The following is a 20,951-nucleotide window of genomic DNA, read 5'->3' on the forward strand; positions in this document are numbered from 1 at the left end:
ACCGGGCCCTGCGGCCCGTCACGCGAATCACCCACCGGGCGGCCGGACGGCCGTCCGTCATCGAAGCAATCCATGGATGTCATCGTCATCGGCGGCGGAATCAGCGGCGTCGCCACCGCCTACCAGCTGCGCGCGGCCGGCCATCGCGTGTGCGTGGTCGAACGCCACGCGACCGTCGCGCAAGGCGCGACCTACGGCGATGGCGGCACGCTGCTGCCGAGCCCGCTCGACGTCTGGTTCGGGCCGACCTTCATGCGCCAGCGCCAGCCGCGCGACAGCGGCATCGTCTACAAGCCGGGGCTGAACGGCGGCGTGCGCCGCTTCGTGAAGCAGCTCGGCGCGCTGCGCGAGCCCGACGCGTTCGCCACCCAGTACGCGCGGCTGCGCCCGCTGGTCGACGCGTCGCGCGACGCGATCGCCGACATCGAGGCCCGCTTCGATCTCGACTTCGAACAGCGGACCGGCGTGCTGCACGTCGTGCGCGACGCAGGCGACTGGGACGCCGCGCAGCCCGCGCTCGAGCTGCTGCGCTCGCTCGACCTGTCGCACCGCGTGCTGACGGCCGCCGAATGCGCGGCGCTCGAGCCGTCGGTGCCCGCCGAGCCCGGCTTCGCCGGCGGCGTGCTGCTCGAGACCGAGCGCACCGCGAACTGCCCGCTGTTCACGAAGCTGGTCAAGCAGGTGCTCGACGAGCACGGCGTGCAGTTCCGCTTCGGCGCCGAGGTTGCCGCCATCCGCGCGGACGCCGGCCGCGCCGCGGTCGAACTCGCGCCGCCGGGCGGCGACCGGCGCGCGCCGAAGGCGCGCGAGGTCGACGTGATTTCCGCCGACGCGATCGTGGTCGCCGCCGGCGCGAGCAGCGTCGCGCTGCTCGAGCGGCTCGGCATGCGCGTGCCGCTGCATCCGATGCGCGTCCACACGTTGACCGCGCCGGTCGCCTACGTCGAGCACGCGCCGCACCTGGCCGTCGTCGATTCGATCAAGCGCATCTCGATGACCCGCACCCACCAGCGGCTTCGCATCGGTGGCGGCGCGGTGCTGCAGAGCCTGCAGGACACCGCGCGGCCGCTCGCCGAGCCGTTGTCGGAGGCCGCGCTCGCGCTGCTCGGCCAGGCCGTCCACGACTGGGTGCCCGGCGCCGCGAAGATCTCCGCGGCGCTGTCGTGGCAAGGCACGCAGCTGCTGTCGCCGGACGGCCTGCCGGTCGTCGGTCCGACCCCGCATCCGCGCGTGTTCGCCAATTTCGGGCACGGGCCGTCCGGTTGGGGGCTCGCATGCGGGTCTGCTAAAGTGGTGGCGGATTACCTCGGCGGCGATACGCAGCACTGGCCCGCCGACACGCTCGCCGCGCTGCGCGCCGAGCGCTTCTCGCACTGACCGGCCGCGCGGGCTCGCCCGGCGGCGCCGACCCTCCTGCCGCCATGACGCTCGCCCGCCCGCTTGCCCACCCGCTTCCCGCCCCTGAACCGATCGCGCTGCTGCGCGTCGCCGACCTGCGCGCCGCCGAAACCGCCGCGGCCGCGGCGCTGCCGCCGCACACGCTGATGGCGCGCGCCGGCGCCGCCGCCGCGCGCTGGCTGTCGGAACGCCTGGGCGGCGACGCCCGCCCCGTCGGGTTCGCGGTCGGCCCCGGCAACAACGGCGGCGACGCGCTCGTCGCGGCGGCGGAACTGCAGCGGCTCGGCGTCGCGACGCACGCGTGGATGCCCGTCGCGGTGAAGCCCGACGACGCGCAATGGGCGCTCGGCGTCGCGCGCGCCGCTGGCGTGCCGGTCTCGGCCGAGCCGCCCGACTCGCTCGACGGCTACGCGTGGGTCGTCGACGGCCTGTTCGGCATCGGTCTCGGCCGTGCGCTCGACGGCGCGTTCGCGGACCTCGCCGAGCGCATCGCCGCGCGCGCCCGCGCCGTCGGCTGCGTGCTCGCACTCGACGTGCCGAGCGGGCTCGACAGCGACACCGGCCGGATCGTCGGCGCGGGCGCCGCTGTCGCCGCGACGCATACGCTGACCTTCATCGGCGCGAAGCCGGGCCTCTACATGGGCGACGGCCGCGACCTCGCCGGCGAGATCGCCGTCGCGTCGCTCGACGTTCCGCCGCCGGCCGCGCCCGCGGTGACGCTGAATGCCCCCGCGCAGTTCGCCGCCGCGCTGCCCGCGCGCGCGTTCGCGTCGCACAAGGGCACCTTCGGCAGCCTGGCCGTGATCGGCGGCGACACCGGCATGTGCGGCGCACCGGTCCTCGCCGCGCGCGCCGCGCTGTTCGCCGGCGCGGGCAAGGTGCACGTCGGTTTCCTCGGCGCCGGCGCGCCGCCTTATGACCCACCGTTTCCCGAACTGATGCTGCATCCTGCCGACGCGCTGGATCTCGACGCGATGACCGCGGTCGCGGCCGGCTGCGGCCTCGGCACGCGCGTAGCCGCGGCGACGCTCGTGCGCGACGTGCTGGCGCACGACGCGCCCACGCTGCTCGACGCCGACGCGCTGAACCTGGTCGCCGCGCACCCCGATCTCGCGGCAGCGGTCGCGGCGCGCGGCGCGCACGGCCGCGCGTGCGTCCTGACCCCGCATCCGCTCGAGGCGGCCCGGCTGCTCGGCTGCGACACCGCGGCCGTGCAGCGCGACCGCCTCGACGCCGCGCACGCGCTCGCCGCGCGCTTCGCGAGCGTCGTCGTGCTGAAGGGCGCCGGCACCGTGATCGCCGCGCCCGACGGCCGCCTGACGGTCAATCCGACCGGCAACGCGGCGCTCGCGACGGGCGGCACCGGCGACGTGCTCGGCGGCCTGATCGGCGCCCTGCTCGCGCAGCGCGTCGCCCCGTACGCGGCCGCGCTCGCGGGCGTCTACCTGCACGGCCTCGCGGCCGACACGCTGGTCGCGAACGGCACGGGCCCGGCCGGCCTGACGGCGGGCGAACTCGCGCCGGCGGTGCGCGCGCTGATCAATCGCCTTTTTTACCCGTCGACGCGCGCGGACACATAACGCCGCTATACTGAGTCCCCCGCCGCACGGCGGGCCCTTCGTCCGCCGGCGGTCCGCTTCCGACGCGCCGGCGCGGCCTTCCTCCGATTCACGCCTCACACGAACCGCCATGACGCTGAAATCGTTCCCCGCCTGGACTGCCCTGCAAAGCCACTTCGAACAAATCCGCAACGCCCGGTTGCGCGACTGGTTCGCCCCGGAAAACGATCCCGCGCCTACCCGCGCCGAGCGCTTCACGCTCTCGGGCGGCGGCCTTGCCGCCGACTTCTCGAAGAACCGCATCACCGACGAAACCGTGCGCCTGCTTGCGCAGCTCGCGCGCGACGCCGGCGTGGAGGCGCGCCGCGATGCGATGTTCGCGGGCGACATCGTCAACCCGACCGAAGGACGCGCGGCGCTGCATACGGCGCTGCGCGCGACCGATCCGCACGCGCCGTTCCACGCGCAGGTCAGCGCCGAGCGCGCGAAGATGGCGACGTTCGCGCGCGCGGTGCGCAGCGGCGCGTGGACCGGCCACACCGGCAAGCGCATCCGCCACGTGATCAACATCGGCATCGGCGGCTCGGACCTCGGCCCGAAGATGGTCGTGCACGCGCTGCACCACGTCGCGATGCCCGAGATCTCGACCCACTTCGTGTCGAACGTCGACGGCGCCGATCTCGCGCGCGTGCTCGAGCAGGTCGATCCGGAAGAGACGCTCGCGATCATCGTGTCGAAGACCTTCACGACGCTCGAGACGATGACGAACGCGCGCTCGCTGCGCGACTGGTTCGTCGCGAAGGGCTGCCCGGAGGATGCGCTGTCGAAGCACTTCGTCGGCGTGTCGGCGAACCCGGCCGAAGTCGTCCGGTTCGGCATCGCCGAGAACAACGTGTTCGAGATGTGGGATTGGGTCGGCGGCCGCTACTCGCTGTGGTCGGCGGTCGGGCTGTCGATCATGATCGCGATCGGCCCGGAACAGTTCGACGAGCTGCTCGCCGGCGCGAACGACATGGACCGCCATTTCCGCGACGCGCCGCTCGAGCGCAACCTGCCGGTGCTGCTCGGGATGATCGGCATCTGGTATCGCAACTTCTTCGGCTCGCAGAGCTATCTCGTCGCGCCGTATTCCGAAGCGCTGCATTTCCTGCCGTCATACCTGCAGCAGCTCGAGATGGAGAGCAACGGCAAGTCCGCGCGTCTCGACGGCACGTTCGTCGACTACCCGACGTCCGCCGTGACCTGGGGCGAGCCGGGCACCAACGGCCAGCACGCGTTCTTCCAGATGCTGCACCAGGGGCCGACGATCGTGCCGATCGACTTCGTCGCGGTGCTGACGCCCGAGCATCCGCTCGCGAGCCATCATCCGAAGCTGCTCGCGAACTGCTTCGCGCAGAGCGAGGCGCTGATGCTCGGCCGCACGCTCGACGAAGCGCGCAAGGTCGCCGGACCCGGCAACGAGGCGCTCGCGCCGCACCTGACGTTCCCCGGCAACCGCCCGACGACGACGCTGCTCGTCGACGCGCTGACGCCCCGCTCGCTCGGCGCACTGATCGCGCTCTACGAGCACAAGGTGCTGGTGCAGGCGTCGGTGTGGCAGATCAATCCGTTCGACCAGTGGGGCGTCGAACTCGGCAAGATCCTCGGCAAGGTGGTCGAGGCCGACCTGGCCGCCGAGGCAGTCGATCCGGCGAAGCACGATTCGTCGACCACCGCGCTGATCGCCCGCGCGCGCGCCGCGCTCAAGCACTGACGCGCACCGGCCGCGCGCATGCGCGGCCGGACCATCGATCCGTCAGGCGCCCCGCTGCGCCGCGCGCGGCGCCACGATCCGCCCCGCGTCGAGCGTCACTGTCGTCGCACAGCGGCGCGCGAGTTCCGGATCGTGCGTGACAAGCACGAGTGTCGAGCCGTGCGTGCGATTGAGTTCGAACATCAGGTCGATGACCGCGTGACCGGTCGCCGCATCGAGGCTGCCGGTCGGCTCGTCGGCGAACAGGATCGACGGGCGGGTGACGAACGCGCGCGCGAGCGCGACGCGCTGTTGCTCGCCGCCGGACAGCAGCTTCGGATAGTGCGTCGTGCGTTCGCCGAGCCCGACCTGCACGAGCAGCGCCCGCGCACGGTCGGCCGCGTCACGCGCGCTGACGCCGCCTTGCAGCTCGAGCGGCAGCATCACGTTTTCGAGCGCGGTCAGATGCGGCATCAACTGGAACGACTGGAACACGAACCCGACTGCGCCATTGCGCAATGCCGCGCGTGCATCCTCGTCGAGCTGGTCGAGCGGCTGGCCGAGCAGGCGAACCGTGCCGCTCGTCGCGCTGTCCAACCCCGCGAGCAGGCCGAGCAGCGTCGATTTGCCGGACCCCGACGCGCCGACGATCGCGAGGCTGCTGCCGGAGCGCACCGTGAGATCGATGCCGTCGAGGATCGTCAGTTCGCCCGTCGCATCGGCGACACGCTTGCATACGTGATGGACTTCGATGATCGGATCGCTAATCTTGAGCATGGATACGACAACTCGCAGGAATAGACGCGCGGCGCTGGCCGCACTGCTGGGCGGCGTGCTCGCCGCAACCGCGGCCGGGCTCGCTTGCGCCGCGACGCCGCCGGCCCAGCCCGTGATCGTGGTGCTGGGCGACAGCCTGTCGGCCGAATACGGGCTGCCGCGCGACACCGGATGGGTCGCACTGCTGCGGCAACGGCTCGCCACCGAGCGGATCGATTATAGCGTCGCCAACGCGAGCGTCAGCGGCGACACCACGAGCGGCGGACGCGCCCGCCTGCCCGCCGTCCTCGCGCGGCTCAAGCCCGCGGTCGTCGTCGTCGAGCTCGGCGCGAACGACGCGCTGCGCGGCGTGCCGCTCGCGACGACCGAACGCAACCTGCGCGAGATCGTCGCCGACGCCCAGCGGGCGCGCGCGAAGGTCGTGCTGGTCGGCATGTTCGTGCCACCCAACTACGGCCTCGACTACACGCAGAAGTTCCACGGCATCTATACGCGCCTGTCGAAGGATCTCCGCGTCCCCCTGGTGCCGTTCCTGCTGGCCGGCATCGAGAACCGTCCCGACATGTTCCAGGCCGACCAGATCCATCCGACCCAGCAGGCACAGGGCGTGCTGCTCGACAACGTGTGGCCGTCGCTGAAACCGCTGCTTGGCAAACCGCGCGGCTGAACGCGCGCCGCGCCGGCGGTCTGCAAGCGCCCGGCCAACAAAAAGCCCCGCTCGATGGCGGGGCTTTTTGCTGTCGACGAAGCGGAGATCAGTTTCCGCCGTCCTGCGCGGCATTGGCCGTCGAACCGTACAGCTTGACCTTCGAGCGGTCGCGCAGCGCGGCGAGATAGGCTTCGCCTTCGCTCTGCGCGTCGACCTGCGCCATCTGCTGCTGCGCGGCCGCGAGCTGCTGCGGATCGACCGCGGAGCCCGCGATCACCGCATTCACGCGGTAGATCGCATAGCCGTCCGCGCCGAGGTCGACACCGATGTAGGCCGGCAGCGCCTTCGCATCGACCTTGTAGACCGCGCTCAGCGCCGCGGGCGTCAGGCCGTGCGACTGCGTGCGCGACAGGGTTGTCGCCGCGGCGAAGCCCGTGGTCGCCTTGGACTTCTGCAACTCGGCGAGCTTTGCCGCACCGTCCTTCTTCGCGAGTTCCGCGGCCTGCTCGGCGACCACCTTCTGGCGCACCGCATCCTTGATCGCGTCGAGCGCGGGCACGGCGGCCGGCTTGTAGTCGGTCACGCGCGCCGAGATCAGCGTGTTGTTGCCGATGTCGATCGCCTGCGTGTTGTTCTGGCTCTTCACCGAGTCGGCCGCGAACACCGCAGCCAGGAACTTCGCGTTGTTCAGCGGGCTGGTGGGCGGCAGCGCGGGGTTCGGCGTCGGCGTGACGGTGGCCGTCTGGATCGTCAGCTTGTACTTGTCCGCAGCCGGCTGCAGGCTCTTCGCCTTCTCGTAGACGGTCGACGTGAAGCCTTCCGCGTTGTCCGAGAACGCCTTCGACGCGTACTGCTGCTTCAGCTCCACCGCGATCGCATCCTTCACTTCCGCGAACGGCTTCACGGCCGCCGGCTTCACTTCGGTCGCCTTCAGGATGTGGAAGCCCAGATCCGACTGCACGATGCCGCTCACGTCGCCCTGCTTCAGCGCGAACGCGGCATCGTCGAACGCCTTGCCGCCCGCGGTCGAGCCGCGCGTGATGAAGCCGAGGTCGCCGCCCTTCGCCGCCGACGGCGCGTCCTGCGAACTCTTCTGCGCGATCTGCGCGAACTGGTCCGGATGCGCCTTCACATCGGCGAGCAGCTGCTCGGCCTTCGCCTTCGCGGCCGCCTTGTCCGCGGCGCTGGCGTCGCCGGCCGCCGCGATGAAGATGTGGCTCACGCGCACCTGCGCTTCGGTGCGGAAGTGCGTCGGGTTGTCGTCGTAGAACTTCTTGATGTCCGCGTCTGTCGGCTGCGCGTTCGCCGCGGCCGCTGCCGGCGAATAGACGAGATACTGGATCGTCGCGGTCTCCGGCGTCGCGAAGCTCTGCTTGTGCGCGTCGTAGTACGCGGCGAGCTGCGCGTCGGTCGGCTGCACCTTCGACGCGTAGTCGCTCGTCTTCAGCACGAGCGCCTGCACTTCACGCTGCTGCGCGGCGAGTTCGGACAGCCGCTGCGCGAGGCTCTTCGGCGTGAACGCGCTCGACACGATGCTGGCCGGGATCTGCTGCAGCGCCAGGCTGTAGCGCACGCGCTCCTGGTACTGCTCGGGCGTCATGCCCTGGAACGACAGCAGCTGCGCATAGCGCTCGACGTCGATCGAGCCGTCCGGCTTCTTCAGCGACGCGATCATCGGGTCGCCCAGCAACGCCTCGCGCACCGCGTTGTCGGACGCGGTCAGGTGCAGGCGCTGCGTCTCGTCGGCGAGCACGCGCTGCTGGATCAGGCCGTCGAGCACTTCCTTGCGGTGCTCGGGCGTGTCGAACGACTTCAGGTCGAACTGCGCGCCGAGCATCTGACGCGCGCGATCGATCTGCTGACGGTACGTTCCGTCGAATTCGACTCGCGTGATCTTGTGCCCGTTGACCGCCGCGACGTTCGCGCTTTCATCGAAGAAGCCGCGGAAGCCTTGGATCCCGACGAAACCCAGCCCCGGCAACACGATCAGGAGCAGGAGCGCCATCATCAGGCGCTGGTGATTACGGAAGAAATCGAGCATGCGTGACGGGGTGTGTATTGGACAAAACGCCCGATATTACAACAGCGGGCAGGAAAAAAGGCGAAACGGGGGTTCGACGGCCGTGCGGACGGGCTCGCCGCCGCGCTGCGGGCCGCGGAACACGGGCAAAAAAGCGAGGCAGAAAAGAAAATGCCCGCACGAGGCGGGCACATTCTTTTGTTTTGGCGGAGCGGACGGGACTCGCCTGCATCCTGCAGGCCGCGGATGCGCCTGCAGGCGCATCCCTTCGGGTCCCGCCGGAAGCCGCGCAGGCGGCTTCCTCCACTCCGCAGCCACGTGCCCGCCCGCGGGCACAAAAAAGCTACAAACAAAAATGCCCGCACAAGGCGGGCATTTATTGTTCTGGCGGAGCGGACGGGACTCGAACCCGCGACCCCCGGCGTGACAGGCCGGTATTCTAACCGACTGAACTACCGCTCCTTGGTCTGGCTGAACCGCGAAACTGGTGGGTGCTGAGGGGTTCGAACCCCCGACCTACGCCTTGTAAGGGCGCCGCTCTACCAGCTGAGCTAAGCACCCGTTCCGGATTCATTCTGGCTGCGATCTGCGTTTCAGCATCAACAACCAGCGAGCCCGCTAGTTTAATTCATCCTTCAGAACTTTGCCAGCCCTAAATCTCGGAATTTTTGCAGCGCTGATTTCGATCGGCGCGCCGGTGCGCGGATCACGTCCCTGCCGTGCGCTGCGCTCGGCCACCACGAACGTGCCGAAGCCCGCGATCGTCACGCTGCCGTCCGACTTGAGCGTCTGCGTCACGGCCTCGATCACCGCCTCCAGCGCGCGGGCGGCGGACAGCTTCGACAGGTCCGCCTGCCGCGCAATATGCTCGATCAGCTCTGTCTTGTTCATCACCGTGCTCCCAGTCGTCGTGCTTGCGTACCGCGCATAAAAAAACCCGCGGACACGCCGCGGGTTTCGTGAACAACCGTCACATCAGGCTCAGTGCTTGACGACTTCCGTCGAGCCGGCATCCTTCGTCGCTTCCGCGACGGGCGCCGCAGCCTTCGCCTCTTCTTCCGGCGGCAGCGGGGTCGGCGTCCGCTCGAGCGCGAGTTCGAGCACCTTGTCGATCCAGCGGACCGGCACGATCTCGATCGCGTTCTTCACGTTGTCCGGAATCTCCGCGAGATCCTTCACGTTCTCTTCCGGAATCAGCACAAGCTTGATGCCGCCGCGATGCGCGGCCAGCAGCTTCTCCTTCAGGCCACCGATCGGCAGGACTTCGCCACGCAGCGTGATCTCGCCCGTCATAGCAACGTCGGCGCGCACCGGGATGCCCGTCAGCACCGACACCAGCGCGGTCGTCATCGCACCGCCGGCGGACGGACCGTCCTTCGGCGTCGCGCCTTCCGGCACGTGGATGTGGATGTCCTGCTTCTCGAACGCCTCGTCCTTGATGCCCAGACGCCGCGAACGCGAACGCACGACCGAACGCGCCGCCTCGACCGACTCCTTCATCACGTCGCCGAGCGAACCCGTGCGGATCACGTTGCCCTTGCCCGGCATCACCGCGGCTTCGATCGTCAGCAGGTCGCCGCCGACTTCGGTCCACGCGAGGCCCGTCACCTGACCGACCTGGTTTTCCTTCGCCGCGAGGCCGAAGTCGTACTTGCGCACGCCGAGGAACGTGTCGAGGTTCTCGCCGTCGACCTTGATCGCACCCGTTGCCTTCTTCAGCAGCAGCATCTTCACGACCTTGCGGCAGATCTTCGACACTTCGCGCTCGAGCGAACGCACACCGGCTTCGCGCGTGTAGTAGCGGATGATGTCGCGGATCGCCTGCTCGGCGACCTCGATCTCGCCTTCCTTCAGGCCGTTGTTCTTCTTCTGCTTCGGCAGCAGGTAACGCTGCGCGATGCTGACCTTCTCGTCTTCCGTGTAACCCGACAGGCGGATCACTTCCATCCGGTCGAGCAGCGGCGGCGGAATGTTCAGCGAGTTCGACGTCGCGACGAACATCACGTCCGACAGGTCGAAGTCGACCTCGATGTAGTGATCGGCGAACGTGTGGTTCTGTTCCGGATCGAGCACTTCGAGCAGCGCCGACGACGGATCGCCGCGGAAATCCATGCCCATCTTGTCGACTTCGTCGAGCAGGAAGAGCGGATTGCGCACGCCGACCTTCGTGAGGCTCTGCAGGATCTTGCCCGGCATCGAACCGATGTACGTGCGGCGGTGGCCGCGGATCTCGGCCTCGTCACGCACGCCGCCGAGCGCCATGCGGACGAACTTGCGGTTCGTCGCGCGCGCGATCGACTGGCCGAGCGAGGTCTTGCCGACGCCCGGGGGCCCGACGAGGCACAGGATCGGCGCCTTGACCTTGTCCACGCGTTGCTGCACCGCGAGATACTCGAGGATGCGTTCCTTGACCTTCTCGAGGCCGAAGTGATCCTCGTCGAGCACCTGCTCGGCGTTCGACAGGTCGTTGTTGACCTTGCTCTTCTTGCGCCACGGCAGGCCGATCAGCGTGTCGATGTAGTTGCGCACGACCGTCGCTTCGGCCGACATCGGCGACATCAGCTTCAGCTTCTTCAGCTCGGCGTCGGCCTTCTTCTTCGCTTCCTTCGGCATGCGCGCGGCGTTGATGCGCTTCTCGAGCTCTTCGAGATCCGCACCCTCTTCGCCTTCGCCCAGTTCCTTCTGGATCGCCTTGACCTGTTCGTTCAGGTAGTACTCGCGCTGGCTCTTCTCCATCTGGCGCTTCACGCGCCCGCGGATGCGCTTTTCGACCTGCAGGATGTCGATCTCGGCTTCGAGCTGCGCGAGCAGGTGCTCGAGGCGCTCGACGACCGGGAACATCTCGAGGATGTGCTGCTTCTGGTCAAGCTTGAGCGGCAGGTGCGCGGCGATCGTATCCGCGAGCCGGCCTGCTTCGTCGATGCCCGACAGCGACGTGAGAATCTCCGGCGGGATCTTCTTGTTCAGCTTCACGTACTGATCGAACTGCGACACGATCGCGCGGCGCAGCGCTTCCGTTTCCGCGCTGTCCGCGTGGTCCGGCTCGAGCGGCATCACCTCGCAGGAGAACTGCGTCTCCTGCTCCTCGATCGACAACGCCTTCGCGCGCTGCAGGCCTTCGACCAGCACCTTCACGGTGCCGTCCGGCAACTTCAGCATCTGCAGGATGTTGGCGACGCAACCGACCTCGTACATGTCCTTTTCGGTCGGCTCGTCCTTGGCCGCGGTCTTCTGGGCGACCAGCATGATGTGCTTGCCGCCTTCCATCGCTGCTTCGAGGGCCTTGATCGATTTCGGCCGGCCCACGAAGAGCGGAATCACCATGTGCGGGAAAACGACGACGTCCCGCAGCGGCAGCAGCGGGAGCGTGATGCGTTCCGGCGGGAGAAGTTGGGTGCCTGACATTTCATTTCCCCATGAGTGGAATCAATTGTTCGGTAATTGAGGCCGGCGCATCCGATTGCAAGGCCTCCAAGCGTGGGAAATATTCGGTAAGAAAGTAACCGCCGCGTGTTGAGTCAGATTACCCACAAGATAAACGAAAAAAAGCCGTTCACGCTTCGATGAACGGCCTTTTTTGTCTGAACATAGTCGTCAAGCCGGTCAATTCGAACCCGCCACCTTGGGCGTGTCCTCGTAGATCAACAGCGGCTTGCCGTCCCCATCGATGACGTTCTCGTCGATGATGACTTTGCTGACCCCTTTCATCGTCGGCAATTCGTACATCACGTCGAGCAGCGCCTGTTCGATGATCGAGCGCAGACCGCGCGCGCCCGTCTTGCGACGGATTGCCTTGCGGGCCACCGCCTGCAGCGCGGCCGGGCGAATTTCCAGCTCGACGCGCTCCATCGCGAACAGCTTGTGATACTGCTTGACGAGCGCGTTCTTCGGTTCGACCAGGATCTTCATCAGCGCGGCCTCGTCCAGCTTGCCGAGCGTCGCGACGACCGGCAGACGACCGATCAATTCGGGGATCAGACCGAATTTGATCAGGTCCTCAGGCTCGACCTCGCGCAGCACCTCGCCGGCGTCGCGCTCCTGCTTGCTCTTGACCGTCGCGCCGAAGCCGATGCCCGTCTTCTCGGTGCGGTCGGTGATCACCTTCTCGAGACCGTCGAACGCGCCGCCGCAGATGAACAGGATGTTGGTCGTGTCGACCTGGATGAAATCCTGGTTCGGGTGCTTGCGGCCGCCCTGCGGCGGCACCGACGCCATCGTGCCCTCGACGAGCTTCAGCAGCGCCTGCTGGACCCCCTCGCCCGACACGTCGCGGGTGATCGACGGGTTGTCCGACTTGCGGCTGATCTTGTCGATTTCGTCGATGTAGACGATCCCGCGCTGGGCCTTCTCGACCTCGTAGTTGCAGTTCTGCAACAGCTTCTGGATGATGTTCTCGACGTCCTCGCCGACGTAGCCGGCTTCGGTCAGCGTCGTCGCATCCGCGATCACGAACGGCACGTTCAACAGACGCGCCAGCGTCTGCGCGAGCAGCGTCTTGCCGGAACCCGTCGGGCCGATCAGCAGGATGTTGCTCTTCGACAGCTCGACGTCGTCCTTCTTGTCGAGATGCTTGAGACGCTTGTAGTGGTTGTAGACGGCCACCGCGAGGATTTTCTTCGCGCGCTCCTGCCCGATCACGTACTGATCGAGGATGTCGCGAATTTCCTGCGGGCTCGGCAGATCCGACCGGGACAGGCTGGCCTCGACGCCCGCGGCTGCCGCCTCGTCGCGAATGATCTCGTTGCACAGGTCGATGCATTCATCGCAGATGAAGACCGACGGGCCGGCAATGAGCTTTTTCACCTCATGCTGACTCTTGCCGCAAAACGAGCAATACAACAGCTTCTCGCTGTTCGAACCTTTTTTGTCCGCCATGAATGTATGAGCCTCCGGACAGGTAAATGACATGATACGCCGAATGCTCCGCGCGCCACGACCTAGGGCGCGACCTGAGCCGGCTGGATGCGATTGCCGCAGATGCTCGGGGCGTATCGGGCGTGCCGCCGCTAATGGGGCGGCACCCCACTAAGTTCACGGACGCTTCAACAGCACCTGATCGATCAGCCCGTACGCCTTCGCGTCCTCGCTCGACATGAAGTTGTCGCGGTCGGTGTCGCGCGCGATGCGCTCGACGTCCTGGCCCGTGTGCTGCGCGAGCAACTGGTTGAGCCGCTCCTTCAGGTAGAGGATCTCGCGCGCCTGGATCTCGATGTCCGACGCCTGACCGCGCGCGCCGCCGAGCGGCTGGTGGATCATCACGCGCGAGTTCGGCAGCGCGAAACGCTTGCCCTTCGCGCCCGACGCGAGCAGGAACGCGCCCATGCTCGCGGCAAGGCCCATGCACAGCGTCGACACGTCCGGCTTGATGAACTGCATCGTGTCGTAGATCGCCATGCCGGCCGACACCGAACCGCCCGGGCTGTTGATGTACAGGCTGATGTCCTTGTCCGGATTCTCGCTCTCGAGGAACAGCAGCTGCGCGACCACGAGGTTGGCGGTCTGGTCGTTCACTTCGCCGACCATGAACACCAGGCGCTCCTTCAGGAGACGCGAATAGATGTCGTACGAACGCTCGCCGCGGCCGCTCGTTTCGACGACGATCGGAACCAGCCCCAGCGCCTGGGCCTCGAAACCCTGCGGCGCGTTCGAAGCAAGCATGTCCAGCAATTCAGCGCGAGTGATCATTCAATGAACCTTGTTCGAATGGAAAATTGAACGGAAGGAAGCCGCCCGCTCAATCGCCATATTAATGGCAACCGTGCGCCTGACGTAAAAACGGCGTGCGGGCCGTCGCTCCGACAGCCGGCACGCCGCTAGAGCGACACTTACGCTTGCGCCGATGCGCTCGCGAGTGTTTCGAAGCTCACTTCCTTGTCCGTCACCTTCGCCTTGCCCAGCACGAAATCGACGACGTTGCTTTCAACGACGAACGCTTCCATCTCGGCGAGGCGCTGCTGGTTCGAATAATACCAGCGGACCACTTCCTTCGGGTCTTCGTAGCTCTTCGCGAACTCGTCGACTTCCGCACGGATCTGCTCCGGCTTCGCTTCCAGGCTGTTCGCCTTCACCAGCTCGGCGAGCACGAGGCCCAGCTTCACGCGGCGCTCGGCCTGCTCGGTGAACATCTCGGCCGGGATCGGCGCGTCCTTTGCGTTCGGCACACCGCGCTGCGCGAGGTCCTGGCGCGCCATTTCGACGAGGCGCTGCTGGTCCTGCTCGATCAGCGCCTTCGGCACGTCGAGCTCGGAGATCTTCAGCAGTGCGTCCATCACCTGGTTCTTGACGATCGCCTGCGTGCGGCGCTTTGCCTCACGCTCGAGGTTTTCCTTGATCTCGCCGCGCATCTTGGCCAGATCGCCGTCTTCGATGCCGAGCGACTTCGCGAAGTCGGCGTCGATCTCCGGCAGGTGCGGCCATTCGATCTTCTTCATCGTGACCGTGAACTGCGCGGTCTTGCCTGCCACGTCCTTGCCGTGATAGTCGTCCGGGAACTTCAGGTCGAATTCGCGCGCTTCGCCGGCCTTCAGGCCCAGCGCAGCCGTTTCGAATTCCGGCAGCATGCGGCCTTCGCCGAGCACGAACGGGAAGTCTTCCGCGGTGCCGCCCTGGAATGCGACGCCGTCGAGCTTGCCGACGAAGTCGACCGTCACGCGGTCGCCGTTCTGCGCTGCGGTGTCCGCGCCGCCGTCGCCGTGCTCGCCGCCTTCGCCGCGTGCGTGGAAGTGCACGCGCTGCTTGCGCAGGATGTCGAGCGTGCGGTCGATTTCAGCGTCGCCGATCGTCGTCGTCGAGCGCTCGACTTCAGCCGTCGCCAGGTCGCCGATCTTCACTTCCGGATAGACCTCGAACGTCGCGTCGAACGCATACGCGCCTTCCGCCTGCTCCTGCTTCGGCGCGAAGCTCGGCTGGCCCGCGACGCGCAGGTTCTCGGCACGGCTGATCGTGAAGAACTCCTGGCCGATCTTGTCGCTCAGGACTTCCGCCTCGACCTGACCCGCATATTGCTGCGCGACCATCTTCAGCGGCACCTTGCCCGGGCGGAAACCCGGCATGCGCACGGTCTTCGCGAGTTTCTGGATACGGGTGTCGATTTCCTTCTGAACCGTTTCTTTCGGCAGGGAAATCGTCACGCGGCGTTCAAGCTTGCCGAGGTTTTCAACAACGTTAGCCATGGCTTCAATCGTCCTAAAATTATTCGAGCGAATCGGGTTTTCCTTGCCGTGCCTGCCTGGCGGCGTCATACGCCGCACCGAAACGCCACGCCATCCTTGCATGCGCCGGGAGGGCTGACGCAAGCGGCTCGGAGCACGGCTTTGGCCGGAAGAATCGACTATTCTAGCAAACAATTTTCCCTGTACCGCCAGAACCGGCCACGCGCGTGCGCGGCCGTTGCGCGGCGGCCGCCGATGCGCATGGATCGCCGATATGCCGCCGCGCATATCCACGCCCGCCCCCGCATCCTGTAAGCTCCTTCGGATAGCGCATGCGCCGCCGCACGGCGGCCAATCGTCCGACCAATTACGCCAACCGGAGACACCATGCCGCATCACCCGTCCGCGCCCGTCGTCGTCATCGCGCCCGATTCGTTCAAAGGCTCGCTTTCCGCCGCCCAGGTCGCGGACGCGATCGCATCCGGCATCCGCCGCGCGCGCCCCGACGCTGTCGTGCGCTGCTGCCCGATGGCCGACGGCGGCGAAGGCACGCTCGACGCGATGCTCGCCGGCGGCGGCGCGCGGCGCATCGTGACGGTGGCCGGCGCGTCGCTCGCGGCGCGCGACGCCGCGGTCGGCGTCATCGATGCGCGCACCGCGATCGTCGAGACGGCCGAGATCGTCGGCATTACCGATCCGGTCGGGATGAGCGTCGCGGTCGACGCGCGCAGCACGCGCGGGATGGGCGAAGCGATCCGCCGGCTGCTCGACGACGGCGTGCGGCGGTTCTTCGTCGCGCTCGGCGGCAGCAGCACCAACGATGCCGGCGCGGGGCTCCTCGCCGGGCTCGGGCTGCGCTGCCTCGACGCCGCCGGCCAGCCGGTCGAGCCGGTGCCGGCGCGGCTCGCCGAGATCGCGCGGATCGACGCGTCGGGGCTCGACCCGCGCATCGCGGAGGCCGAGTTCATCGGCATGTCGGACGTCGACAACCCGCTGACGGGCGCGCATGGCGCGACCGCGGTGTTCGGCCCGCAAAAGGGCGTGACGCCCGAGCAGGTTGCGACCCTCGACGCGGCGCTCGGCCATTTCGCCGACCTGCTCGAAGCGGCGCTCGACCGGCGCGGCCGCGACCTGCCGGGCGCCGGCGCGGCCGGCGGCCTCGGCTTCGCGCTGCACATGCTCGGCGCGCGCTTCGAGGCGGGCGCGGAAGTCGTCGCGCGGCAGGTCGGGCTCGACGCGGCGCTCGCGGGCGCGGACTGGCTGATCACCGGCGAAGGCCGCTCGGACGTGCAGACGCTGCACGGCAAGGCGCCGTTCATCGCGTGCCGCCATGCGCAGGCGGCGGGCGTGCCGGCGTCGCTGCTGTCGGGCGCCGTCGATCCGGCCGCGCTGCCGCGCCTTGCCGAGCATTTTTCCGGGTGCTTCTCGCCCGCGCCGGGCCCGATCACGCTCGACGTCGCGATCCGCGACGCCGCCAGCCTGCTCGCGAACGAGGCGGAGCAGCTGACGCGCCTGAAATACGGCGGGCGCTGACCGTTGACCCGAGCGCGCGATACGGGAACAATCGGGCCCGCCCTTTATCTTCAGGATTCGACATGAAAGGCCGTCCAGCCGGGCTCGATCAGTTTCTGACCTACCGCCTCCACGTACTCACGAAGCGTTCCGACCGCGGCATCGGCGAGGTCTACCGCGACAAGCTCGGCATCTCGCTGCCCGAGGCGCGCGTGATCGCAGCCGTCGGCGCATTCGGCCCGTTTTCGATCATGGATCTCGCGCGCCACACCAACCTCGACAAGAGCCAGGCGAGCCGCGCTGCCGAGGCGCTGCTGCAGCAGGGGCTCCTCGAACGCAGCGCCAGCGAGGCGGACGGCCGGATCGTGCTGATCGCGCTCACGCCGGACGGCCGCGCGCTGCATCGCAAGATCATGCCGATCGTGCGCAAGTGGAACGACGGGCTGCTCGCCTGCCTGTCCGACAGCGAGCGCAACACGTTCGAACGGCTGCTGGAGAAGGTGCTCAGCCACGCGCTCGAGCACGACTGAGCCGCGCGGGGCAGCCCGCCCCGCTCCGTTCACCCCGCCTGCAGCCCGCTGTTCGCGGCGCGCTGGCGCAACAGGCCGAGCACCGCGTCGCAATACGGCGTCGGCACGTCCAGCTTGCGCCCCAGTTCCGGAAACACGCCGAGGATCGGCCCGATCTCGAGCGCTCGCCCCGCTTCGAAATCCTGCAGCATCGACGTCCGGAACGCGCCGAGCTTGCGCGTCAGCGCCATGCGCTCCGGCGCGCTCACACCGGTATCCAGGCCCAGCTTCGCGCCGATCGCGGCCGCCTCCTCCATCATCCGCAGCGCGAGCGCATGCGTGTAAGGATCGTCGAGCAGGCGGTCGGCCGTCGAGCCCGTCAGCGCGCTCAACGGATTCATGTTCATGTTGCCCCACAGCTTCGCCCAGATCTCAGTGCGAATCGCCGGCGTCGTCTCGACGTCGAAGCCACCCGCGGCCAGCGCCGCCGCGAAGCGCGACGCAGCCGCGTCGCGCGCCGGATCGGGCGCGCCGACGATCAGGCGATTGCCGCGTCCGCGCCGCACGACGCCCGGCGCGTCGGTGCTCGACGACAGGTGCACGACGCAGCCGATCGCCTGCGCCGGCGGCAGCGCCGCGGACACCGCACCGCCCGGATCGACCGCTTCGAGCGGCACGCCGTCGAGCCGCCCGGCCAACCCGTGAGTAAACCACCACGGCAGGCCGTTCATCGCCGCGACGATCACCGTCCGCGGTCCGACGAGCGGCGCAATGCGCGCCGCCAGATCCGGCAGCGCCTGCGCCTTCAGCGCGATCACCACGTAGTCCTGCACGCCGAGCGCGGCCGCGTCGTCGCTGGCGTCGACCGGGACCGACGACATCGCGCCCGTCTCGTCGAGCACGCGCACGCCGTGCGTCTTCAGCGCGTCGAGCGTCGCGCCGCGCGCGTAGGCGCTCACGCGCATGCCGGCCTGCGCAAGCGCGGCCGCAAGCAGTCCGCCGATCGCGCCGACGCCGACCACCGCCGCGCGCACCGACCCTGAATTTACGTCGTTCATGATGGGGTTTCGTCTCCTGAGAGCTGACGAGCATAGCGCGCCATGGTTGCGCATACAACCATCTGCACGAGTGGATCGACTCAGCGCGGCCTGTCGCCTGCGGACGCAGTCGCAGGCACGTCGCACGGCGGCTCGACGGCCGCGCCGAGCACGCCCGCGATCTGGCTCTTGTCGTGCATGCCGAGCTTGCGATACGCACAGCGCAGATAATGCCGCACGGTCGTCGGTGAGATGGCCATCTGCTGCGCAACCTCCTTGTGCGAGCGTCCGGCGCCGTAATAGCGGATCGCCGCGAGCTCGCGCGGGCTCAGCCGGTCGAGCAGCGAGCGGGGCCGCGCGTCGAGCTGGAACAGGCCCGCGACCGGCACGCACCGGATGCGCAGCGCAGCGCCGACAAACGGCTGCGCAGGCTGGCGCCGCAGGTGCGCGACGAGCGGCTCGGGCAGGCGCGCGCCTGTCCATCCCGGCCACTCGGCCTGCATGACCGCGTCGAAACCGCGGTCCGCGTGGTGCAGCACGCCAAAGTTGTCGCACAGCGCACGCGCGGCCGGCACGGCCGCATCGCCGCCGACACGCATCAGCTGCGCGGCGCGATTGATCGTCAGCGCGGCGGCCAGGTGCGGGATCACTTCCTCGAAGCGGCGCGCGTCGTCGTCGTCGAACGGGCAATGCAGCCCCTGGCGGTAGATCGACAGGAAGGTTCTCAGGCCGAAGCGGCGGTCGAGCGTGCACACGCACATCAGTTGCGCGAGCCCGTATTTCACGCACCAGTCGCGAAAACGGCCGTCGAGCCCGCGCTCGACGACCGACAGCCGCACCGCGCGGCCGTCGGCGCCGTGCAACGTACGGCGCGCGAGCGGATCGCAGTCGCGCACGCGCTTCCAGTCGCCGAAGAACGCATGCGGCAGGCGGTACAGGAAGCTGTTGTGCATCACGGGGCCGGCCGCCGTGTGCGTCGCGACGCCCGTCCACGCGGCGTCGAACGGAATCAGCGCGCGCAGCAGCCCGAAGAAACGGCATTCGAATTCGCCGATGCCGGCCTGCCCGGCAAGCGCGTACAAGTCGAGCAGCAGCAGGCCGAGCGCGCGGCCGCGCACATCGTCGCGATCGACGCCGTCGAAATCGGTGCGTCGCGGCGGCAGCGCGGGCCATGCGGATTCGTCCAGCACGATCGCGGCCGGCACGTCGCGCAGCACGTCGAGGTCCTGCCCGATATCCGTCGTGATCCTCACTTCCCGCTCCCCTGCCCCGACCGGGCTGATCTTGCGCACGGCCGATTATAGCGAGCGGTTTTTTTGGCGAAACCGTGCGCCGCGACGCGCGGCGGCCCCATCCAATTGAACGGGGCGCAGCGGATTGCTGCTCCGCATCACGCCCCTTTTCACGGCCGCAGCGCCCGGCGGCGCGCACCTCGGGGGTTTTCCGCACCGTTCATCTGAACGACTTTCGCGCGGCTTCCCCACTACCGACACTGCATCGCGACAACAGCCGCAACGACGGCACGCGACATCGGTATGGAGAACTCAACGTCATGAACCCGCGCTTCATCCGCACGGCCTCGGCCGCTGCGGCGCTCGCCGCCTGCAGTGCGTCCGCGCACGCGCAGTCGACCCTCACGCTGTACGGCGCGCTCGACGCCGGCGTGCAGTACCTGACGCATGCCGACGGGCATCGCGCCGCGTGGCAATTGCAGAACTATGGCATCGTGCCGTCGCAGATCGGGCTGAAAGGCCGCGAGGATCTCGGCGGCGGCTGGCTTGCGCTCTTCAAGCTCGAACAGGGGATCAACGTGAACGACGGCACGTCGACCGCGCCAGGCTACGCGTTCTTCCGCGGCGCGTACCTGGGCGTCGCGGGTCCCGCCGGTACCGTCACGCTCGGCCGGCAGTTCAGCGTGCTGTTCGACAAGACGCTGTTCTACGACCCGCTGTGGTACGCGTCGTACAGCGGCCAGGGCGTGCTCATGCCGATGTCGGCCAACTTCATCGACCATTCGGTCAAGTACCAGTCGCCGACGTTCGGCGGCTTCGACGTCGAGGCGCTCGCCGCGACCGCCGGCGTCGCCGGCAACACACGCGCCGGCCGCGTGCTCGAACTCGGCGGCCAGTACACGAGCAACAGCCTGTCGGTCAGCGCGGTATTGCATCAGGCGCACGGCGACGCGCCCGCCGCGAGCGACGCCTCCGGGCGCCGCCGCGAGCTCGGCACGCTCGCCATGCGCTACGCGTTCGACGCACTGCCGCTAACCCTCTACGCCGGCGTCGAGCGGCTCACCGGCGACCTCGACGCGGCGCGCACGATCGCCTGGGGCGGCGCGCGCTACCTGACGTCGAACGGCATCGGCCTGAACGCCGGCGTCTATCACACCGACTCGCGCACGCCGGCGATCGGCCATCCGACATTGTTCATCGCGAGCACAACCTACGCGTTGTCGAAAGGCACCGTCGCGTACCTGAACCTCGGCTACGCGCGCAACAGCGGACAGAGTTCGCAGACCGTCTACGAATACGACCCGACGCCGCTCGCCGGCGCATCGCAGTTCGGCGCGATGGTCGGCATGTATCACCTGTTCTGACCTGCCCCACG

The 20,951-nt window shown here is 68.3% G+C and carries 16 protein-coding genes and 2 tRNA genes; 7 read left to right on the forward strand and 11 right to left on the reverse strand.

Translation table 11 applies throughout. The annotated features are described in order from the left end of the window. The first annotated feature begins 72 nt into the window (after positions 1-72). The 3 genes from B7P44_RS10290 to pgi all read left to right on the forward strand — a co-directional run bounded on the left by B7P44_RS10290 (position 73) and on the right by pgi (position 4,710). Positions 73-1,377 carry an FAD-dependent oxidoreductase gene (locus tag B7P44_RS10290; RefSeq protein ID WP_084903578.1) on the forward strand — a complete coding sequence of 435 codons (1,305 nt, stop codon included), beginning with the start codon at positions 73-75 and terminating at the stop codon, positions 1,375-1,377. A 44-nt stretch (positions 1,378-1,421) separates the two neighbouring features. Then, complete coding sequence (locus B7P44_RS10295; protein WP_084903580.1) at positions 1,422-2,978, forward strand: NAD(P)H-hydrate dehydratase; 1,557 nt, start codon at positions 1,422-1,424, stop codon at positions 2,976-2,978. A 109-nt stretch (positions 2,979-3,087) separates the two neighbouring features. Further along, a complete protein-coding gene (pgi, locus tag B7P44_RS10300; RefSeq protein WP_084903581.1) occupies positions 3,088-4,710 on the forward strand; it encodes a glucose-6-phosphate isomerase in 1,623 nt (540 codons plus the stop codon). Positions 4,711-4,752: 42 nt separating this feature from the next. Here pgi and B7P44_RS10305 read toward each other — a convergent pair whose 3' ends face one another. Beyond that, a complete protein-coding gene (locus B7P44_RS10305) occupies positions 4,753-5,466 on the reverse strand; it encodes an ABC transporter ATP-binding protein (RefSeq protein WP_084903584.1) in 714 nt (237 codons plus the stop codon). Between B7P44_RS10305 and B7P44_RS10310 the strand changes: the two genes are divergently transcribed. After that, the gene (locus tag B7P44_RS10310) at positions 5,465-6,133 is read left to right on the forward strand and encodes an arylesterase (RefSeq protein ID WP_084903586.1); all 669 of its coding nucleotides are present in this window, start codon (positions 5,465-5,467) and stop codon (positions 6,131-6,133) included. The genes B7P44_RS10305 and B7P44_RS10310 overlap by 2 nt on opposite strands. A gap of 88 nt (positions 6,134-6,221) precedes the next feature. Here the strand turns inward: B7P44_RS10310 and B7P44_RS10315 are convergent, their stop codons facing one another. The 8 genes from B7P44_RS10315 to tig all read right to left on the reverse strand — a co-directional run bounded on the left by B7P44_RS10315 (position 6,222) and on the right by tig (position 15,307). Further along, positions 6,222-8,156 carry a SurA N-terminal domain-containing protein gene (locus B7P44_RS10315; protein ID WP_084903589.1) on the reverse strand — a complete coding sequence of 645 codons (1,935 nt, stop codon included), beginning with the start codon at positions 8,154-8,156 and terminating at the stop codon, positions 6,222-6,224. A 364-nt stretch (positions 8,157-8,520) separates the two neighbouring features. Then, positions 8,521-8,597 (reverse strand) — tRNA-Asp (locus B7P44_RS10320). 23 nt (positions 8,598-8,620) lie between these two features. Then, positions 8,621-8,696, reverse strand: a tRNA-Val gene (locus tag B7P44_RS10325). 57 nt (positions 8,697-8,753) lie between these two features. Continuing rightward, positions 8,754-9,026 (reverse strand): HU family DNA-binding protein, encoded by a 273-nt coding sequence (locus B7P44_RS10330; RefSeq protein ID WP_084906580.1) that lies wholly within the window; start codon positions 9,024-9,026, stop codon positions 8,754-8,756. A gap of 90 nt (positions 9,027-9,116) precedes the next feature. Further along, positions 9,117-11,540 (reverse strand): endopeptidase La, encoded by a 2,424-nt coding sequence (gene lon, locus B7P44_RS10335; protein ID WP_084903591.1) that lies wholly within the window; start codon positions 11,538-11,540, stop codon positions 9,117-9,119. A gap of 198 nt (positions 11,541-11,738) precedes the next feature. Beyond that, positions 11,739-13,010, reverse strand: a complete 1,272-nt coding sequence (gene clpX, locus B7P44_RS10340) for an ATP-dependent Clp protease ATP-binding subunit ClpX (RefSeq protein WP_010092138.1) — start codon at positions 13,008-13,010, stop codon at positions 11,739-11,741. Between the two features lie 156 nt (positions 13,011-13,166). After that, a complete protein-coding gene (clpP, locus tag B7P44_RS10345) occupies positions 13,167-13,820 on the reverse strand; it encodes an ATP-dependent Clp endopeptidase proteolytic subunit ClpP (RefSeq protein ID WP_010092137.1) in 654 nt (217 codons plus the stop codon). A gap of 140 nt (positions 13,821-13,960) precedes the next feature. After that, positions 13,961-15,307, reverse strand: a complete 1,347-nt coding sequence (gene tig / locus B7P44_RS10350; protein ID WP_084903594.1) for a trigger factor — start codon at positions 15,305-15,307, stop codon at positions 13,961-13,963. A 366-nt stretch (positions 15,308-15,673) separates the two neighbouring features. On the opposite strand from tig, the gene B7P44_RS10355 reads away from it, so the two are divergent. Further along, positions 15,674-16,819, forward strand: coding sequence for a glycerate kinase (locus B7P44_RS10355; protein ID WP_084903597.1), 1,146 nt, complete (start codon positions 15,674-15,676; stop codon positions 16,817-16,819). Positions 16,820-16,881: 62 nt separating this feature from the next. Beyond that, positions 16,882-17,328, forward strand: coding sequence for a MarR family winged helix-turn-helix transcriptional regulator (locus B7P44_RS10360; RefSeq protein ID WP_084903599.1), 447 nt, complete (start codon positions 16,882-16,884; stop codon positions 17,326-17,328). Between the two features lie 29 nt (positions 17,329-17,357). On the opposite strand, the gene B7P44_RS10365 is transcribed toward B7P44_RS10360, so the two are convergent. Both B7P44_RS10365 and B7P44_RS10370 read right to left on the reverse strand, forming a co-directional pair. After that, positions 17,358-18,365, reverse strand: a complete 1,008-nt coding sequence (locus B7P44_RS10365) for a 2-dehydropantoate 2-reductase (RefSeq protein WP_084903602.1) — start codon at positions 18,363-18,365, stop codon at positions 17,358-17,360. Positions 18,366-18,445: 80 nt separating this feature from the next. Then, a complete protein-coding gene (locus B7P44_RS10370) occupies positions 18,446-19,597 on the reverse strand; it encodes a helix-turn-helix transcriptional regulator (RefSeq protein WP_084906582.1) in 1,152 nt (383 codons plus the stop codon). Between the two features lie 299 nt (positions 19,598-19,896). Here B7P44_RS10370 and B7P44_RS10375 point away from each other — a divergent pair, with 299 nt between their 5' ends. Continuing rightward, positions 19,897-20,940, forward strand: a complete 1,044-nt coding sequence (locus B7P44_RS10375; protein ID WP_084903604.1) for a porin — start codon at positions 19,897-19,899, stop codon at positions 20,938-20,940. Positions 20,941-20,951 lie beyond the last annotated feature (11 nt).

This window comes from Burkholderia ubonensis subsp. mesacidophila (assembly GCF_002097715.1).
GTDB lineage: Bacteria > Pseudomonadota > Gammaproteobacteria > Burkholderiales > Burkholderiaceae > Burkholderia > Burkholderia mesacidophila.

What these genes read in the sequence shown, in the direction of transcription:
- B7P44_RS10290 (WP_084903578.1), top strand. Translation starts at nt 73, where the DNA reads ATGGATGTCATCGTCATCGGCGGCGGAATCAGCGGCGTCGCCACCGCC.
- B7P44_RS10295 (WP_084903580.1), top strand. Translation starts at nt 1,422, where the DNA reads ATGACGCTCGCCCGCCCGCTTGCCCACCCGCTTCCCGCCCCTGAACCG.
- pgi (WP_084903581.1), top strand. Translation starts at nt 3,088, where the DNA reads ATGACGCTGAAATCGTTCCCCGCCTGGACTGCCCTGCAAAGCCACTTC.
- B7P44_RS10310 (WP_084903586.1), top strand. Translation starts at nt 5,465, where the DNA reads ATGGATACGACAACTCGCAGGAATAGACGCGCGGCGCTGGCCGCACTG.
- B7P44_RS10305 (WP_084903584.1), bottom strand. Translation starts at nt 5,466, where the DNA reads ATGCTCAAGATTAGCGATCCGATCATCGAAGTCCATCACGTATGCAAG.
- B7P44_RS10315 (WP_084903589.1), bottom strand. Translation starts at nt 8,156, where the DNA reads ATGCTCGATTTCTTCCGTAATCACCAGCGCCTGATGATGGCGCTCCTG.
- B7P44_RS10330 (WP_084906580.1), bottom strand. Translation starts at nt 9,026, where the DNA reads ATGAACAAGACAGAGCTGATCGAGCATATTGCGCGGCAGGCGGACCTG.
- lon (WP_084903591.1), bottom strand. Translation starts at nt 11,540, where the DNA reads ATGTCAGGCACCCAACTTCTCCCGCCGGAACGCATCACGCTCCCGCTG.
- clpX (WP_010092138.1), bottom strand. Translation starts at nt 13,010, where the DNA reads ATGGCGGACAAAAAAGGTTCGAACAGCGAGAAGCTGTTGTATTGCTCG.
- clpP (WP_010092137.1), bottom strand. Translation starts at nt 13,820, where the DNA reads ATGATCACTCGCGCTGAATTGCTGGACATGCTTGCTTCGAACGCGCCG.
- tig (WP_084903594.1), bottom strand. Translation starts at nt 15,307, where the DNA reads ATGGCTAACGTTGTTGAAAACCTCGGCAAGCTTGAACGCCGCGTGACG.
- B7P44_RS10355 (WP_084903597.1), top strand. Translation starts at nt 15,674, where the DNA reads ATGCCGCATCACCCGTCCGCGCCCGTCGTCGTCATCGCGCCCGATTCG.
- B7P44_RS10360 (WP_084903599.1), top strand. Translation starts at nt 16,882, where the DNA reads ATGAAAGGCCGTCCAGCCGGGCTCGATCAGTTTCTGACCTACCGCCTC.
- B7P44_RS10365 (WP_084903602.1), bottom strand. Translation starts at nt 18,365, where the DNA reads ATGAACGACGTAAATTCAGGGTCGGTGCGCGCGGCGGTGGTCGGCGTC.
- B7P44_RS10375 (WP_084903604.1), top strand. Translation starts at nt 19,897, where the DNA reads ATGAACCCGCGCTTCATCCGCACGGCCTCGGCCGCTGCGGCGCTCGCC.